This is a genomic window from Allofranklinella schreckenbergeri, from assembly GCF_003703475.1.
In the GTDB taxonomy this organism is placed as follows: Bacteria; Pseudomonadota; Gammaproteobacteria; order Burkholderiales; family Burkholderiaceae_C; genus Lampropedia; species Lampropedia schreckenbergeri.
This window is the reverse complement of the sequence record NZ_RDQM01000015.1, coordinates 1-16,421: the sequence shown is the minus strand read 5'-3', so window position 1 is coordinate 16,421 and position 16,421 is coordinate 1. Positions and strand designations below refer to the sequence as shown.

The following is a 16,421-nucleotide window of genomic DNA, read 5'->3' as shown; positions in this document are numbered from 1 at the left end:
GGATCGCGCAGCTTCTTTTCTCTTTTTGCGATCCCACAGGGCGGCGCCCGCGCAACTGGCTGCGCAGGCGCCGTTTCTGCCGTTATTGCGCCCCTTGCGCGCGGGCGCGGCGCGCTGGCTTTCGCTGAACCTCTTTGCCGATGAACTACGTCCTCTCCATGCTGCCGTCGCTGTGGCAGGGCTTTCAGGTCACGCTCACGCTGTTTGCCATCACCATGGCGCTGTCCATCCCGCTGGGCATGCTGTTTGCGCTGCTGCGCGTCTCGCGCATCAAGCCGCTGAGCGCCCTGGTCAACGGCTATATCTGGCTCATGCGCGGCACTCCGCTGCTGTTGCAGATTTTTTTCATCTATTTCGCACTGCCGGGCATCGGCATCACGCTGCCGGACTTCCCCACCGCCGTGGTGGCCTTTGTGCTCAATTACGCCGCGTATTTCGCGGAGATCTTCCGCGCCGGCATCCAGGCGGTGGACCGCGGCCAATACGAGGGCGCCAAAGTGCTGGGCCTGAGCTATGGCCAAACCATGCGGCGCATCGTGCTGCCGCAAATGGTGCGCCATATCCTGCCGCCCATGAGCAACGAAACCATCACCCTGGTCAAGGACACCTCCTTGATCTACGTGCTGGCGCTCAACGACTTGCTGCGCGCGGCGCGCCTGATCGTGCAGCGCGACTTCAACACCACCGCCTTTGTGGTGGCGGCGCTGTTCTACCTGCTGATGACCTTGATCCTGACCTGGGCCTTCCAGCGCCTGGAGCGACACTATGCCCGATACGACGCATAAGCCTCACGCGCCTGCCCGCCGCCTGATGATCCAGGCCAGCGGCATTGGCAAATCCTTTGGCGGCCACCGTGTGCTCAATGGCGTTTCGCTTGATCTCGCACAAGGCGAAGTCGTGGCCGTGATCGGCCCTTCCGGCTCGGGCAAAAGCACGTTTTTGCGCTGCCTCAACCATTTGGAAACCATCGACGAAGGCAGCATCCACATCGCTGGCGAAGCGCTGGCCGTGCCCGGCGCCGATGGCCGCAGCCACTACGTCAGCGAGCACGAAGTGCGCCGCATCTGCCGCAAGATGGGCATGGTGTTCCAGTCGTTCAACCTGTTTCCGCACATGACTGTGCTGGAAAACATCATTGAGGCCCCCGTCACCGTCAAAGGCCAGCGGCGCGAGCAAGCCATCCCCGCCGCCGAGGCGCTGCTGGCCAAAGTGGGCCTGCTGGCCAAGCGCGACAGCTACCCCGGCCGCCTCTCCGGCGGGCAAAAGCAACGCGTGGCCATCGCCCGCGCGCTGGCGATGGAGCCGCAAATCATGCTGTTTGACGAGCCGACTTCGGCGCTGGATCCGGAACTGACCGTCGAAGTGCTGCGCACCATGCGCGAGCTGGCGCAAGAGCACATGACCATGCTGGTGGTCACGCACGAAATGGGCTTTGCGCGCGAAGTGGCCAACCGTGTGGTGTTCATGGACCAGGGCCAGCTCATCGAGCAAGCGCCCGCGGCCGAATTTTTTGCCCGCCCCCAGCACGAACGCACACGGGCGTTTTTACAGCAAATGCTGTAACCCGGCCCACGCCCGCGCCTGCTGTTCCTGCTTGCCCGTCGCCCCATGAAAATCGCCTTGATCGCGCCCAGCCCCGTTCCCTTCGTCATCGGCGGCGCGGAAAACCTGTGGACTGGCTGGATTGCCGCGCTCAATGCCCAGCCTGGCGTGCAAGCCGATCTCATCAAGCTGCCCACGCCCGAGCGCAATTTCTGGGAGATCGTGGACAGCTACCGGCGCTGGGCCGCGCTGGATTTGACGCATTTCGACCGCGTCATCAGCACCAAATACCCGGCCTGGATGGCGACCCACCCCGACCACCACGTATTCGTGCAGCACAAGCTGCGCGGCCTGTACGACACCTGGCCCGCGGGCTGGCCCACCGAAATACCCAAAGGCGAGCGCACCCCGCAGGTGCAAGCCCTGCTGCACACGCTGGCGCAGGCGGGCAGCCAGCGCGCCGCCCTGGAGGACATCTTTGGCGCCCTCGACGCGCTGCGCGCAGCCGCCGGGCTGCAACCGCCCTCGCTGCTCCAACTGCCTGGCCCGCTGATTCGCACCATCGTGCACCGGCTGGACGCCATCGGCCTGGCGCGCACCGCCATCCGCCGCTACGCCGCCATCTCCGCCACCGTGCGTGCGCGCGCCGACTACTTCCCCCCTGGCGCGCAGGTTGAAGTCATCCACCACCCCACCTTGCCCCGGCCCGAGAGCGCCCCCTGCCCCCAGGTGCCGCCCGGCGCCATCTTCACCGCCAGCCGCCTGGATGCGCCCAAACGGCTGGACTGGATCATTCAGGCCTACCAGCAAGCCGCGCGCCAAGGTGTGCGCGCGCCATTGGTGATCGCAGGCGATGGCCCGCAACGCCCGGCTTTGGAGGCGCTGTGCCAGGACCAGCCCAACATCCATCTGGTCGGGCGCTTGACCGATGCACAAATCGCCAGCGCCTACCGGCAGGCACTGTTCGTGCCCTTTGTGCCCGACCGCGAGGACTACGGCCTCATCACACTCGAAGCCCTGCAAGCGGGCCGCCCCGTGCTCACCTGCGCCGACAGCGGCGGCGTCTGCGAGCTGGTGCGCCACGGCGAAAACGGCTGGATCACCCAGGCCAGCATCCCCGCCCTGGCCGAAGGCATGCACCGTCTGGCGCAGGACGATGCGCTGCGCGACGCCCTGGCCAGCCGCGCCGCCGCCAGCGTGGCGCACATCGACTGGCCCAGCCTGGCCGCCGCCTTCAGCCAGCCCTGGCGCAAGCTGGTGGTGGTCAACACCTTCCCCATTTACCCGGCCCACAACGGCGGGCAAGTGCGCATGCAACAGCTCTACCGCAGCCTCAGCGCCTACGCCAACATCACCGTCGTCAGCCTGGGCACGGCCGCCCATGCGCGGCAGCGCCGCCGCCTGCAAGCGGGGTTGACGGAAGTGGTCATCCCCGCCACCGCCGAGCACCAGCGCGCCAGCGCCGCTCTGTCGCAGCAGTTGCGCGCCACCTGCGATGACGTGGCCGCCATGCTGCACCCCCAGCTCACGCCCGATTGGCTGCAAGCCATTGCGCACGAATGCGCCGATGCCGACGCCGTCATCGCCTGCCACCCCTACGGCTGGCCCGCCATCCGCGCCGTTTGGGACGGCCCCGTGATCTACGAATCGCTGAACGTGGAGGCCGACCTGAAAGCCGCCATCTACCCCGATGCCGCAGACACACTGGCCGCCATCGCCCGCGTCGAAGGCGAATGCGCCCGCCAGGCCCCCGTGGTGCTGTGCTGCAGCGAGGAGGACGCCCAGCGCATGCAGCAGCGCTACCAGCTCGCGCAGCGCCCCGCCGTCGTGCCCAATGGCGTGGCCGCAGGCAGCTATCCCGTGCTCACCACGCAGCAAAAAGCCGCGCTGCGCGCCAGCCTGGGCCTGCCCATGCCGCAGGGCGAGCGCGCCGCCCCCCAAGGCGGAGCAGCCCCCGCCGCGCTGGCCGTATTCGTGGGCAGCCTGCACGGCCCCAATATCGACGCCCTGCGCAGCCTGCTGCAATGGGCCGACCGTTGCCCCGACATCGCCTTCGCCGTGCTGGGCAGCGTGTGCGACGCGCCCGCGCTGCCGCCTGCGCCGCCCAACGTCTGGCTGGTGGGCCGCGTCAGCGATGCGCAGTTGCGCACCTGGCTGGCTGCTGCCGACGCGGGGCTGAACCCCGTCATCAGCGGCTCGGGCACCAACCTCAAGATGCTGGAATACGCCGCCGCCGGGCTGCCCATTCTCAGCACGCCCTTTGGCGGGCGCGGTGGCATCTTGCAAGCAGGCCAGCACTACCACGCCGCCGAGATCGAAGACTTCCCCGCCGCGCTGGAGCGCCTGCTGCACCTGCCCGCGCCCGAGCGCCAGGCTATGGTGGAAGCCGCCCGCCAACGCGCTGTGGACTTGGGCGACTGGCCAGCCATCGCCCAGCGCATGTGGGCGGCCTTGCAAGAAGCATTACAGACGGCATTGCAGACGCCCAATGGCAATTCAATTCCATTTCAAAAGAAATAAAATACCCTTGTTTCGGCATGATGGTAGTGAAATTGAATTTCTTTTGATCTGAATACCAAATCCATCCCCCAACGCGTTCGCCCTGCGTCCTGCGACGCAAAAAAGCCCGCATCCCCCCTTGAATGCCCGCCCCGCCAGCCTTATGTGCGGGGCTATCTAACACATTCATAAGGGGGTTTTTTCATGCGATTCGACAAACTCACCACCAAATTCCAGGAAGCGCTGGGCGATGCGCAGTCGCTGGCTTTGGGCAACGACCATGCCTACATCCAGCCCGAGCATTTGCTGGCGGCCATGCTGCGCCAGGAGGACGGCCCCAAGTCGCTGTTGCAGCGCGCGGGCGTGAACACGGCGCGGCTGGCACAAGAGGCGGAAGCGGCTATCAAACGCCTGCCGCAGGTGCAGGGCCAGGAGCAGGTGCAGCCCAGCCCTGATTTGATGAAGCTGTTGCAGGCCACGGAGAAGGAGGCCATCAAGCGCGGCGACCAGTTCATCCCCAGCGAGATGTTCCTGCTGGCGCTGGCCGACGCCAAAGGCGAGGCCGCGCGCATCGCCAAGGAAAGCGGCCTGAGCCGCAAGAGCCTGGAAACCGCCATTGACGCCGTGCGCGGCGGCCAGACCATGGACAGCGCCGAGGGCGAAAGCCAGCGCGAGGCGCTCAAAAAATACACGCTGGACCTGACCGAGCGCGCCGCCCAAGGCAAGCTCGACCCGGTGATTGGCCGCGACGACGAAATCCGCCGCGCCATCCAGGTGCTGCAACGGCGCAGCAAGAACAACCCGGTGCTCATTGGCGAACCGGGCGTGGGCAAGACCGCCATCGTCGAAGGGCTGGCCCAGCGCATCGTCGCCGGCGAAGTGCCCGACACGCTCAAGGACAAGCGCGTGCTGGTGCTGGACATGGCCGGCCTGCTGGCCGGGGCCAAGTACCGTGGCGAGTTCGAGGAGCGCCTCAAGTCCGTGCTGAAAGAAGTGGCGCAGGACGAGGGCCGCATCATCCTGTTCATCGATGAAATCCACACCATGGTGGGCGCGGGCAAGGCCGAGGGCGCGATGGACGCGGGCAACATGCTCAAGCCCGCGCTCTCGCGCGGTGAGCTGCACTGCATTGGCGCGACCACGCTGGACGAGTACCGCAAGTACATCGAAAAAGACGCGGCGCTGGAGCGGCGCTTCCAGAAAGTGCTGGTGGAAGAGCCGACGGTGGAAGCCACCATCGCCATCCTGCGCGGCCTGCAAGAAAAGTACGAAGTGCACCACGGCGTGGACATCACCGACCCGGCCATCGTGGCCGCGGCCGAGCTGAGCGCGCGCTACATCACCGACCGCTTCCTGCCCGACAAGGCGATTGACCTGATCGACGAGGCCGCGGCCAAGATCAAGATCGAGATCGACTCCAAGCCCGAGGCCATGGACAAGCTCGACCGCCGCATCATCCAGCTCAAGATCGAGCGCGAGGCCATGAAGAAGGAAACCGACGAGGCTTCCAAAAAGCGCCTGCAACTCATCGAGGACGACCTGGCCAAGCTGGAGAAGGAATACGCCGACCTGGAAGAAATCTGGAAAAGCGAGAAAGCCAGCGCCCAGGGCAGCGAGCAGCTGCGCAAGGAGATCGACCAGATCAAGTTCCAGATCGAGGAATTCACCCGCAAGGGCGACTTCAATCAGGTGGCCGAGCTGCAATACGGCAAGCTGCCCGCGCTGGAAAAGCAGTTGAAAGAGGCCCAGGCCAGCGAAGGCGCGCGCGAGAAAACCGCACCGCAATTGCTGCGCACCCAAGTGGGCGCGGAGGAGATTGCCGAAGTCGTCAGCCGCGCCACCGGCATCCCCGTCAGCAAGATGATGCAGGGCGAGCGCGAGAAGCTGCTGCACATGGAAGATGCGCTGCACCAGCGTGTGGTGGGCCAGAACGAGGCGGTGGACGCCGTGGCCGACGCCATCCGCCGCTCGCGCTCGGGCCTGTCTGACCCCAACCGGCCGCTGGGCAGCTTTTTGTTCCTGGGCCCCACGGGCGTGGGCAAGACCGAGCTGAGCAAAGCGCTGGCGGGCTTTTTGTTCGACAGCGAAGACCACCTCATCCGCATCGACATGAGCGAGTTCATGGAGAAGCACTCCGTGGCCCGGCTCATCGGCGCGCCGCCCGGCTACGTGGGCTATGACGAGGGCGGGTATCTCACCGAAGCCGTGCGCCGCAAGCCCTACAGCGTGGTGCTGCTCGACGAGGTGGAAAAAGCCCACCCGGACGTGTTCAACGTGCTGCTGCAAGTGCTGGACGACGGCCGCCTGACCGACGGCCAGGGCCGCACCGTGGACTTCAAGAACACCGTCATCATCATGACCAGCAACATCGGCTCGCACCGCATCCAGGAGATGGCGGGCAAGCCGTATGAAGAGGTCAAGGACGCGGTGTGGGAGGAGCTGAAAAACCACTTCCGCCCCGAGTTCCTCAACCGCATCGACGAGACGGTGGTCTTCCACGGCCTGGATGCCAAGCACATTGGCGAGATCGCCAAGATCCAACTGGCCACGCTGCAAAAGCGGCTGGAGAAGATGGAGCTGCACCTGCAAGTCTCGGACGCGGCCCTGGCCGAGCTGGCCAAGGTCGGCTTCGATCCGGTGTTCGGCGCGCGGCCGCTCAAGCGGGCGATTCAGCAGCGCATCGAAAACCCGCTGTCCAAGGCGCTGCTCGAAGGCCGCTTCGATCCCAAGAGCGTGATCCGCGTCGAGGTCGATCCCATACGGGCTCCGGGCCAGTTCCAGTTCAGCTAAGACCTGCTGTCGGCCTGCGCCAGTGCGTTTTGGCGCAGCGCCCATGAAAAACGCGTCTTCGGCTAGGCAGAAGACGCGTTTTTTCTTGTGGGGCCGCAGCCCCGATCAGGGCGCAGCCCGGGGCTTTACAGGCTGGCGCACTGATCCTCCTTGTTGCCAGCGACGCGGTTGCCGCCGCCTTGCGGTTGGCGGCGGTTGGATTTGCATTGCAGATTGCCGTCTATCGCGTTGTCCTGCACGCGCTGCGCGCCGCGGTTGCTGGTCAGTTGCACATCGCCGTCCACTTTGTTGCCGGTGAGGGTGGCGCTGCCGCCTTGTTTGAGCTGGATGTCGCCGCCGATCTGGCTGTTGCGCACTTGTACGTCGGCGTGCCCTTCAGCCTGCACGTTGCCGTTCACCCGCACGCCCTCGGCTTGCAGGCGGGCGCCTTTTTGCAACTTGATGTTGCCATCGATCTGCGTGCCGCGCATGACGCATTGCGCGCCGTCGGGCACCTGCACATTGCCGTCTATCGACTCGCTGCCCAGGCTGCCCGTGCAGCGGCGATCGTCGGCATGGGCGCTTGCAGCCGCCAGCGCGGCCAGGGCCAGGCCCGCAAGCAAACGGCTAATGGTAGGGTGAGCCAAGGGTGTGTTGCGCATCTATCTCTCCTTTGAAAAAGCTGGAAGCTGCGCGGCATGGCAGCCGCGCGCCAGGGCCGAAGTGTGCCGCCTGGCGGCGGCTGCCCGTGCAACAGCGCTTTTCAGGCGTAAGCGGGCGTTTTGTGATGGGTTGCCGTTTTTTGATGCAAGTTTGAGCAGGGACGGGCGATCAAGGCCGAAGGCGCCATGGACCGCGGGCAACATGCCCAAGCCCGCCTTTTCGCGCGGCGATAGTTCCCGCCCAAGTCGCAGATCGCCGTGACCGTCGATCCCTTCAATGCGCCGGGGCAGTTCCAGTTCTCCTGATTGAGCTGGTGGCGCGGCCACGCTGCGGGGGCACAGCCACCCGCAGCGGCAAGCCGCACCGAAATAGCAATCAAAGGAAACCCTTGTTTATTCACATCATGCCAAAACAAGGGTTTTTTATTTCCTATTGATTTGCAATTTCAGGGGCATTCAGGCTGCGCCGGGCCAAATACCGCCTCCCACAATTGCCGCCCGGCTTGTTGCAGGGCCTGGGCCTGCTCCAGCGGGAGCGTGGCGGGGCATTCATCCAGCCGGGCGGTGTGCTGGCTGCGGCGCATGGCGCGGTAGCTGTCGGCGGCAGCGTAGCCCAGGCCAGCGGGCAGCAGGCCAGCGTCTTCGGCCATGCGCAGCAAGGCGGTGTTGCCCGCGTTGCGGATGAGCTGGCGGTGCTCGCCCGCGTGGGCCAGCACCAGGTATTGGGTGGCAAATTCGATGTCGATCATGCCGCCCGGGCTGTGCTTCAAATCGAACTGGCCGGGGGCGATAGGGCGGGCGTGGCGCATTTTTTCGCGCATGGCGACGATTTCCGCGCGCAGGGCGGCGCGGTCACGCGGGGCGCAGATGACGGCTTCGCGCACGGCGTCAAAACGCTGGCGCAATTGCTCGCAACCGTGGACGAAGCGCGCCCGCGTCATGGCCTGGTGCTCCCAGGTCCAGGCGGTGTTGCTGCCGCGCTGCTGCTGATAGTCGGCATAGGCTTTGAAGCTGGTGACCAGCAGGCCGGAGTTGCCATTGGGGCGCAAGGCGGTGTCGATTTCGTAGAGCGTGCCTTCGGCGGTGGCGGTGCTGAGCCAGGCGATGAGCTTGCGCACCAGGTTGGCATAGACCTGGGGGGCGTCCTCATGCTCGTCGTCATAGACGAAAACAATGTCCAGATCGCTGCCGTAGCCCAGCTCTTTGCCGCCGAGCTTGCCGTAACCGATGATGGCAAATTGCGGCGCCTCACGATGGCGCTTGCGCAAATACGGCCAGCACCAGGCGCAAGCGGTTTGCAGCACGGTGTCGGCCAAGGCGCTGAGGTCATCGGCCACTTCTTCCACGGTGATGCGCCCGTCCACATCGCGCGCCAGGGTGCGGAAGGTTTCGGCATGCTGGGCGCGGCGCAGCACGTCCATCAGGGCTTCTTCGTCGGCCTCGCCGGTTTCGCGCAGGCTGTCGCGGCGGCGTTGCAGCTCGTCAAGAAACCACTCGGGGTCAAAGCGCTCGCGCAGCATGGCGCCGCTGGCCAGCTCATCCACCACGCCAGGGTGGGTGTGCATATAGCGCAGCGGCCATTTGCTGCTGCCCAGCAGTTGCAGCAGGCGAGCGTGGATGGCGGGGCGCTCCATCAGCAAGGCGAAATAGATTTCGCGCCCCAGCAGCGATTCCATCCAGTCGCAAAACCGCGTGGCGGCCTCGGGCGTGGCCTCGCCCGAGGCCAGGCGCTGGCCGGTGGCTGCCAGCAGCGCCAACGCGCGCGCGCGCGCACCTTCACGCAGGGTTTGAAAGCGCGCCAAATCGGTGCGTGTGCGCAAGTGCTCGGCCATCACGGGCGGCACTTGCGCCAGCAATTGCGTGAAGGAGGCGGGCACGTTTTGCAGGTTGCGCCGACCGTGGGTGTTTTCGTGGACGAAGGTTTCATCCTCATCGGCGCGGCCCTGCTGGGCGCCCAGCAGGGCGTCGAACTCTTGCGCCACGCGCTCGCGGTGCGCCGCCAGCGCTTGCAAATAGCTGGCGCTATCGGCAAAGCCCATGCTGGCGGCCAGCCAGGCCAGATCGGCGCTTTGGGTGGGCAGGATGTGGGTTTGCTGATCGTCCAGGTATTGGATGCGGTGCTCGCTTTGGCGCAAAAAGATGTAGGCCTGCTGCAATTGGGCGGCGGTGGCCTCGGGCATCAAATCGGCGCGCGCCAGGCGCTCCAGCGCCTCCAGCGTAGGGCGGCAGCGCAGCTCGGGGAAGTTGCCGCCGCGCACCACTTGCAGCAACTGCACGATGAATTCAATTTCCCGAATGCCCCCGCGCGCAATCTTCAAATCGTTGGCGCGCTCGGGCCGCCCGGCGCTGCGGGCGCTGGCGTGTTCGCGAATCTGGCGGTGCAAATCGCGCAGGGCATCGAAGATGGCGTAATCCAGATAACGCCGGAACACGAACGGCAGCACCGTCTCGCGCAGCTTGAGCACGCCGGGCATGCGCACGCATTTGCCCGGCGCCACGATGCGGCTTTTCAGCCAGGCAAAGCGCTCCCACTCGCGCCCGTGCACCAGGAAATACTGGTGCAGCGCCCCTAGCGAGATCGTGGGCGGCCCCGATTTGCCGTGCGGGCGCAAAGCCAAGTCCATGCGGAAAACAAAGCCGTGCTCCGTGGCATCGCCCACCAGCGTCTGGATGTGGCGCACCAAATGCGCGAAATACTCCTGGTTGCTGATGACGCCACGGCCATCGTCGCGCCCGCTGGTCTGGCCCTCGCGCTCATAAACGTAGATCAAGTCGATGTCGCTGGAGACATTCAACTCGCGCGCGCCCAGTTTGCCCATGCCCACCACCCAAAATTGCACAGGACGGCCTTGCTCGTCACAAGGCTGGCCGTAGCGCGCCTGCAATTGGGCCTGGCCCCAGGCGCAAGCGTGATCGAGCGCCAGCTCGGCCAGGGCCGTCATGCTGTGCACCACCTCTTGCATGGGCGCGCCCTGCTCCACATCGCGCTCGATCAAGCGCACCAGCACCAACTGCCGCAAGATGCGCAAGGCCTCGCCCAACGAGCGCTGCACCAGCAGCGCTTGCAAAGCCTGCTCCATGCACTCGCGCGTGGCCTGGCCTGGCGGCAGCAGCGCCCATTCCTGGGCATAACGGCGCTGAATGCGCTGGTAATAACGGGAATAGGCAGCAAGAGCAGTCATCGGCAAAAGTCCGTCAAAAACAGTAAAAAGGGCGCAATTGGTGCATGTTAGTGCATATTTCCCGCGATATGAGGTTGGTTTAAAGATGCACCCAAGCCCGCTGGGCAGGGCGCATTTTTTTGTTTTGGCGATCTTGAAAGGCCATTTTTCAGCCCTATCATTAGCACTCGTTGCGGGCGAGTGCTAATGAAAAAGCGCCGCCCGCACCTACGGTTTTAACCCTCAACCCCATCTATAGAGATCAAGTTCTCAGGAGAGAAACATCATGGCATTGCGTCCTCTGCACGATCGCGTGATCGTCAAGCGTCTGGAAAACGAAACCACCACAGCTTCGGGCATCGTCATCCCCGACAACGCCGCTGAAAAGCCCGATCAAGGTGAAGTGCTGGCCGTTGGCCCCGGCAAGCGCGATGACGATGGCGACCGCCTGGCAATGGATGTGAAAGTGGGCGATCGCGTGCTGTTTGGCAAGTACAGCGGCCAATCCGTCAAGGTGGACGGCCAGGAAGTGCTGGTGCTCAAGGAAGAAGACATCTTCGCCATCGTCGAGAAGTAATCGGCCAATCCCTTCGCCTCGGCGCTTGACCGCTTGGGTCGGGCGCATTTTTTTACCCCCTCAATCTGTTCCGTCGAGCCGTTGCTCGACGCCCCCGGAGAAATCAAATGGCAGCAAAAGACGTAGTTTTCGGCACCGATGCACGCACCCGCATCGTCGAAGGTGTCAACATCCTGGCCAACGCCGTGAAAGTCACCCTCGGCCCCAAAGGCCGCAACGTGGTGCTGGAGCGCTCCTTCGGCGCCCCCACCGTGACCAAGGACGGTGTTTCGGTCGCCAAGGAAATCGAACTCAAGGACAAGCTCCAGAACATCGGCGCGCAACTGGTCAAGGAAGTGGCTTCCAAGACCAACGACATCGCCGGTGACGGCACCACCACCGCCACCGTGCTGGCCCAGTCCGTGGTGCGCGAAGGCCTGAAGTATGTGGCCGCCGGCCACAGCCCCATCGAAGTCAAGCGCGGTATCGACAAGGCCGTCGCTGCCCTGGTGGAAGAGCTGAAAAAGCAATCCAAGCAAATCACCACTTCCAAGGAAATCGCCCAGGTCGGCTCCATCTCCGCCAACAGCGATGAGGACGTGGGCAAAATCATCGCCGAAGCCATGGACAAAGTGGGCAAGGAAGGCGTGATCACCGTGGAAGAAGGCAAGAGCCTGAACAACGAGCTGGACGTCGTTGAAGGCATGCAGTTCGACCGCGGCTACCTCAGCCCCTACTTCATCAACAACCCCGACAAGCAAGTGGCGGTGCTGGACAACCCCTTCGTGCTGCTGTTCGACAAGAAGATCAGCAACATCCGCGATCTGCTGCCCACGCTGGAAGCCGTCGCCAAGGCTGGCCGCCCGCTGCTGATCATCGCCGAAGACGTTGAAGGCGAAGCCCTGGCTACGCTGGTGGTCAACACCATCCGCGGCATCCTGAAAGTCGTCGCCGTCAAGGCCCCTGGCTTTGGCGACCGCCGCAAAGCCATGCTGGAAGACATCGCCATCCTCACCGGCGGCAAGGTCATCGCCGAAGAAGTGGGCCTGAGCCTGGAGAAAGTCACCCTGGCCGACCTGGGCCAGGCCAAGACCATCGAAGTCGCCAAGGAAAACACCACCATCATCGATGGCGCTGGCAAGGCCGAAGACATCGAAGCGCGCGTCAAGCAAATCCGCGTGCAGATCGAAGAAGCCACCAGCGACTACGACCGTGAGAAGCTGCAAGAGCGCGTGGCCAAGCTCGCTGGCGGCGTGGCCGTGATCAAGGTCGGCGCAGCCACCGAAGTGGAAATGAAAGAGAAGAAAGCCCGCGTGGAAGACGCCCTGCACGCCACCCGCGCTGCCGTGGAAGAAGGCATCGTCGCCGGCGGCGGCGTGGCCCTGCTGCGCGCCAAGGCAGCCGTGGAAGGCAAGATCAAGGGCGACAACGCCGAGCAGGAAGCCGGTGTGCGCCTGATCCTCAAAGCCATCGAAGCGCCGCTGCGCGAAATCGTGGCCAACGCCGGCGGCGAACCTTCCGTGGTGGTCAACAAGGTGTACGAAGGCACGGGCAACTTCGGCTTCAACGCCGCCAACGACACCTATGGCGACATGCTGGAGCTGGGCATTCTGGACCCCACCAAAGTCACCCGCACCGCGCTGCAAAACGCCGCTTCCGTGGCTTCGCTGCTGCTGACGACCGAAGCCGTCGTGGCCGAAGCTCCGAAAGACGACGCTCCCGCAGCGCCTGCCATGCCCGACATGGGCGGCATGGGCGGCTTCTGATGCGCTGATGCGCTAACGCCAACCAGCCCTCTGCGCAAGCGGGGGCTGGTTCCAGCTTCGCAAAACCCCGGTGCGGTCGATGACTGCGCCGGGGTTTTGCTTTGCAGCACACGCGCTCAAACCACGCCTGCCCCAGAGCCGCCACATGGGACAATCGCCCCCCATGACCCCACAGCAGTACGTCGAGCAAAAAGCGGCCCAATCGGGCAGCAGTTTTTATTACGCCTTTCGCTTTTTGCCGCCCCAGCGGCGCGCTGCCATTACGGCGTTTTACGTGTACTGCCGCGAAATCGACGATGTGGTCGATGAAGTCAGCGATGCGGGCGTGGCCGCGGCCAAGCTGCAATGGTGGCGCGGCGAAGTGGCGCAGGCCTACGCGGGCCAGCCCACGCACCCGGTGATGCAGGCTTTCATGCCTGCGGCGCAGGCTTACGGGATTGAGGCGGCGCACCTGCTGGCCGTCATCGAAGGCTGCGAGATGGATTTGCAGCAAACGCGTTATCTGGACTTCCCCGCGCTGCGGCGCTATTGCCATTTGGTGGCGGGCGTGGTGGGCGAGGTTTCGGCGTGCATTTTCGGCTGCCGCCCCGAAGATGTGGCGCAGACCACGCAGTACGCCCACACGCTGGGGCTGGCGCTGCAATTGACCAACATCATCCGCGACGTGGGCGAGGACGCCATGCGCGGGCGCATTTATTTGCCCATCAACGAGTTGCAGCGCTTTGGGGTCAAGGCGCATGAAATCCTCCAGCGCGAATACTCCGAGCGCTTCACCGCGCTGATGCGTTTTCAGGCCGAGCGTGCCCAGCAGTTTTACGACCAGGCGCTGGACGCCTTGCCCGCCGCCGACCGCCGCAGCCAAAAACCCGGCTTGATGATGGCCCACATCTACCGCACGCTGCTGCGCGAGATCGAGCGCAGCGACTTCCGCGTGCTGCACCAGCGCATCCAGCTCACGCCCTTGCGCAAGCTCTGGCTGGCCTGGCAGGTGCAGGCCCTGGGCCGCATGCCGCGCTGAGTGGCGCGCCTTGTACGCCGTGCCTTGTACGCCGCGCTTTTTTTGCACCTCCCCACGCCACTTCGGCCCCGCCATCTGCCCGCCCCCATGCCTGCCATGCCCACTTCTCTTTCCCCGACCGCGCCGCGCCCGCAGCGGCTGGCGGTGATTGGCGCAGGCTGGGCCGGGCTGGCCGCTGCGGTGGCCGCTTGCCAGCGCGGCATGGCCGTCACGGTGTGGGAGGCCGCCCGCACCCCCGGCGGACGGGCGCGCAGCGTGGCAGTGCGCTCGCCCACTGGCGCGGCGCTGACGCTGGATAACGGCCAGCACATCCTGATCGGGGCCTACCGCGACTCGCTCGCCCTGATGCGCACCGTGGGCGCAGACCCCGCCCACTGTTTGCAGCGGCTGCCGCTGGATTTGCGCGACACCCGCAACCACGGCTTGGCCTTGCCCGCCTTGCCGCGCTGGTGGCCCGCCGCCTGGCAGGGCGTGGCCGGGGCCATCGGCATTGCCCGCGCCCGCGGCTGGCCGCTGGCCGAGCGCTGGGCCTTGCTGCGCACCCTCGCCGCCTGGCAGCGGGCGGGCTTTCGCTGCGCGCCACAGGCCAGCGTGGCGCAGTTGTGCCAGCGCCTGCCCGCGCGGCTGGTGCAGCAGCTCATCGAGCCGCTGTGCACCGCCGCCCTCAACACCCCCATCGAGCACGCCAGCGCCGAGGTGTTTTTGCGCGTGCTGCAAGAGAGTTTTGATGGCGGCCCTGGCAGCGCCGATCTACTGCTGCCCACCGTGCCGCTGGGCGCGCTGCTGGCCGAGCCAGCCTGCGACTGGTTGCGCCGCCACGGCGCGCAGATGCGGCTGGGCGAGCGGGTCACGCACCTGGCCCGCCCCCCCGGCCAGACAACAGGCTGGCTGGTGGAGGGCGAGGCGTTTGATGCCGTCGCCATCGCCACGCCTGCGCCGGAGGCGGCGCGGCTGCTGCACAGCCTGGCCCACACGGCCAACGACGCAAACGGTGTAAACGACGCACCCAGCCCCGCAACCCAAGCCGCGCTGGCCTGGGTGCGCACCGCCCAAGCCTTGCAGCACGAGCCGATCGGCACCGTGTACCTGCAAGCGCAAAGCCCCGATGGCCGCCCTCTGCCGCCTGCGGGCGCGCCCCTGCTGGCGCGGCCCATGCTGGCCAGCAGCCTCGGCGGCGCGGATGCGCCCGCCCAATTCATCTTCGATCGCCAGCGCCTCAGCGGCGATGCGGGCGTGGTGGCCTGGGTCGCCAGCACCTTGCGGCTGGACAAGCCCGCGCTGGAGCGCGCCATCTGCCAGCAAGCCCTGCACGAGATGGCGCAGCCGCACTTGCTCGCCCCCGGCCTGGGGCCGCTGCGCTGGCAGGCGCTGGCCACCATCGTGGAAAAGCGCGCCACCTTCGCCTGCACCACGGGCTTGCAGCGCCCGCCACCCACGCTGCCCCATCCGGCCTGGCAGGGCCTGGCCTTGTGCGGCGACTATGTGCAAGGCCCCTACCCCGCCACGCTGGAAGGCGCGGTGCGCAGCGGCCAGCAGGCCATCGCCGCCTTGACGCCCGATGCATGATTGCAAAACAGAAGAAAACAAACTTCACGCCCATCATGCCGAAATAGGGTGGTTTTATTGCTTTTGATATATAAACAAAGCACAATATTACAAATCAAAAAGAAAATAAATAACCTTGTTTCGGCATGACAGGCATCAAACCCCATTCACTTTGAAATAGAATGGAAGCAAGCCGCCTCAACCCGCCCTATCATCGCCCGCATGAGCAAAGCATTCACCAAGGAAGACAGCCCCGCCGACCCAGGCGAAGCACCGCCCGCCGCCGCGCTGCCAGCGGGTGTGAAAAACTACCTCACCCCCGCTGGCTACGCCCGCTTGCAGGCTGAGCTGCGGCAGTTGCTGGAGACCGAGCGCCCGCAAATCGTCGAAACCGTGCACTGGGCCGCCAAAAATGGCGACCGCTCGGAAAACGGCGACTACCTCTACGGCAAAAAACGCCTGCGCGAAATCGACCGCCGCGTGCGCTTTCTGACCAAACGGCTGGAAATCGCGCAAGTGGTGGACCCCAGCCTCCACCACGGCAACGACCAAATCTTCTTCGGCGCCACCGTGCGCTATGAGGACGACGAGGGCCAGGAGCACACCATCACCATCGTCGGCGTCGATGAGGCCGACAGCCTGCAACAGCGCATCAGCTGGATCGCCCCGGTGGCCCGTGCGCTACTCAAAGCCCGCACCGGCGATGAAGTCACGCTGCGCACTCCGGCGGGCGTGCAGCACCTGCTGGTGCTGGAGGTCAGCTACCCCGCCCCAGCCTAGAGCGTGTTATGCACTTTTCCGAGAGGTGGTGCTGAGCTTGGATACAGTGCCAGCATGTCTCGCAAGCCTTACCCCAGTGATGTCAGCGATGAAGAATGGAGCTTTGTCGCCCCTTATCTGATC

Annotated in this window: 11 protein-coding genes; 9 read left to right on the top strand and 2 right to left on the bottom strand. The window is 65.2% G+C overall.

What is annotated here, in order from left to right; all coding sequences use genetic code 11:
* Positions 1-140 precede the first annotated feature (140 nt).
* The 4 genes from EBQ26_RS10735 to clpB all read left to right on the top strand — a co-directional run bounded on the left by EBQ26_RS10735 (position 141) and on the right by clpB (position 6,831).
* Entirely contained in the window at positions 141-785 is a 645-nt protein-coding gene (locus EBQ26_RS10735) for an amino acid ABC transporter permease (protein WP_122239022.1), read from the top strand.
* A gap of 25 nt (positions 786-810) precedes the next feature.
* On the top strand, positions 811-1,563 hold the full coding sequence (locus EBQ26_RS10730; protein WP_122239078.1) for an amino acid ABC transporter ATP-binding protein: 753 nt from the start codon (positions 811-813) through the stop codon (positions 1,561-1,563).
* Positions 1,564-1,608: 45 nt separating this feature from the next.
* On the top strand, positions 1,609-4,062 hold the full coding sequence (locus tag EBQ26_RS10725; RefSeq protein ID WP_122239020.1) for a glycosyltransferase family 4 protein: 2,454 nt from the start codon (positions 1,609-1,611) through the stop codon (positions 4,060-4,062).
* A gap of 183 nt (positions 4,063-4,245) precedes the next feature.
* Entirely contained in the window at positions 4,246-6,831 is a 2,586-nt protein-coding gene (gene clpB / locus EBQ26_RS10720) for an ATP-dependent chaperone ClpB (protein WP_122239018.1), read from the top strand.
* A gap of 125 nt (positions 6,832-6,956) precedes the next feature.
* Here clpB and EBQ26_RS10715 read toward each other — a convergent pair whose 3' ends face one another.
* Together EBQ26_RS10715 and glnE are read right to left on the bottom strand one after the other, a co-directional pair.
* Entirely contained in the window at positions 6,957-7,472 is a 516-nt protein-coding gene (locus EBQ26_RS10715; RefSeq protein WP_122239017.1) for a hypothetical protein, read from the bottom strand.
* A 446-nt stretch (positions 7,473-7,918) separates the two neighbouring features.
* A complete protein-coding gene (gene glnE, locus EBQ26_RS10710; RefSeq protein WP_122239016.1) occupies positions 7,919-10,654 on the bottom strand; it encodes a bifunctional [glutamate--ammonia ligase]-adenylyl-L-tyrosine phosphorylase/[glutamate--ammonia-ligase] adenylyltransferase in 2,736 nt (911 codons plus the stop codon).
* A gap of 265 nt (positions 10,655-10,919) precedes the next feature.
* Here glnE and groES point away from each other — a divergent pair, with 265 nt between their 5' ends.
* The 5 genes from groES to greB all read left to right on the top strand — a co-directional run bounded on the left by groES (position 10,920) and on the right by greB (position 16,298).
* Entirely contained in the window at positions 10,920-11,210 is a 291-nt protein-coding gene (gene groES, locus EBQ26_RS10705) for a co-chaperone GroES (RefSeq protein ID WP_122239014.1), read from the top strand.
* Between the two features lie 107 nt (positions 11,211-11,317).
* A complete protein-coding gene (gene groL, locus EBQ26_RS10700) occupies positions 11,318-12,955 on the top strand; it encodes a chaperonin GroEL (protein ID WP_122239012.1) in 1,638 nt (545 codons plus the stop codon).
* A gap of 163 nt (positions 12,956-13,118) precedes the next feature.
* Positions 13,119-13,973, top strand: a complete 855-nt coding sequence (gene hpnD / locus EBQ26_RS10695) for a presqualene diphosphate synthase HpnD (protein WP_122239076.1) — start codon at positions 13,119-13,121, stop codon at positions 13,971-13,973.
* Positions 13,974-14,069: 96 nt separating this feature from the next.
* On the top strand, positions 14,070-15,539 hold the full coding sequence (gene hpnE, locus EBQ26_RS10690; RefSeq protein WP_122239074.1) for a hydroxysqualene dehydroxylase HpnE: 1,470 nt from the start codon (positions 14,070-14,072) through the stop codon (positions 15,537-15,539).
* Between the two features lie 201 nt (positions 15,540-15,740).
* Entirely contained in the window at positions 15,741-16,298 is a 558-nt protein-coding gene (greB, locus tag EBQ26_RS10685) for a transcription elongation factor GreB (protein ID WP_122239010.1), read from the top strand.
* Positions 16,299-16,421 lie beyond the last annotated feature (123 nt).

What these genes read in the sequence shown, in the direction of transcription:
- EBQ26_RS10735 (WP_122239022.1), top strand. Translation starts at nt 141, where the DNA reads ATGAACTACGTCCTCTCCATGCTGCCGTCGCTGTGGCAGGGCTTTCAG.
- EBQ26_RS10730 (WP_122239078.1), top strand. Translation starts at nt 811, where the DNA reads ATGATCCAGGCCAGCGGCATTGGCAAATCCTTTGGCGGCCACCGTGTG.
- EBQ26_RS10725 (WP_122239020.1), top strand. Translation starts at nt 1,609, where the DNA reads ATGAAAATCGCCTTGATCGCGCCCAGCCCCGTTCCCTTCGTCATCGGC.
- clpB (WP_122239018.1), top strand. Translation starts at nt 4,246, where the DNA reads ATGCGATTCGACAAACTCACCACCAAATTCCAGGAAGCGCTGGGCGAT.
- EBQ26_RS10715 (WP_122239017.1), bottom strand. Translation starts at nt 7,472, where the DNA reads ATGCGCAACACACCCTTGGCTCACCCTACCATTAGCCGTTTGCTTGCG.
- glnE (WP_122239016.1), bottom strand. Translation starts at nt 10,654, where the DNA reads ATGACTGCTCTTGCTGCCTATTCCCGTTATTACCAGCGCATTCAGCGC.
- groES (WP_122239014.1), top strand. Translation starts at nt 10,920, where the DNA reads ATGGCATTGCGTCCTCTGCACGATCGCGTGATCGTCAAGCGTCTGGAA.
- groL (WP_122239012.1), top strand. Translation starts at nt 11,318, where the DNA reads ATGGCAGCAAAAGACGTAGTTTTCGGCACCGATGCACGCACCCGCATC.
- hpnD (WP_122239076.1), top strand. Translation starts at nt 13,119, where the DNA reads ATGACCCCACAGCAGTACGTCGAGCAAAAAGCGGCCCAATCGGGCAGC.
- hpnE (WP_122239074.1), top strand. Translation starts at nt 14,070, where the DNA reads ATGCCCACTTCTCTTTCCCCGACCGCGCCGCGCCCGCAGCGGCTGGCG.
- greB (WP_122239010.1), top strand. Translation starts at nt 15,741, where the DNA reads ATGAGCAAAGCATTCACCAAGGAAGACAGCCCCGCCGACCCAGGCGAA.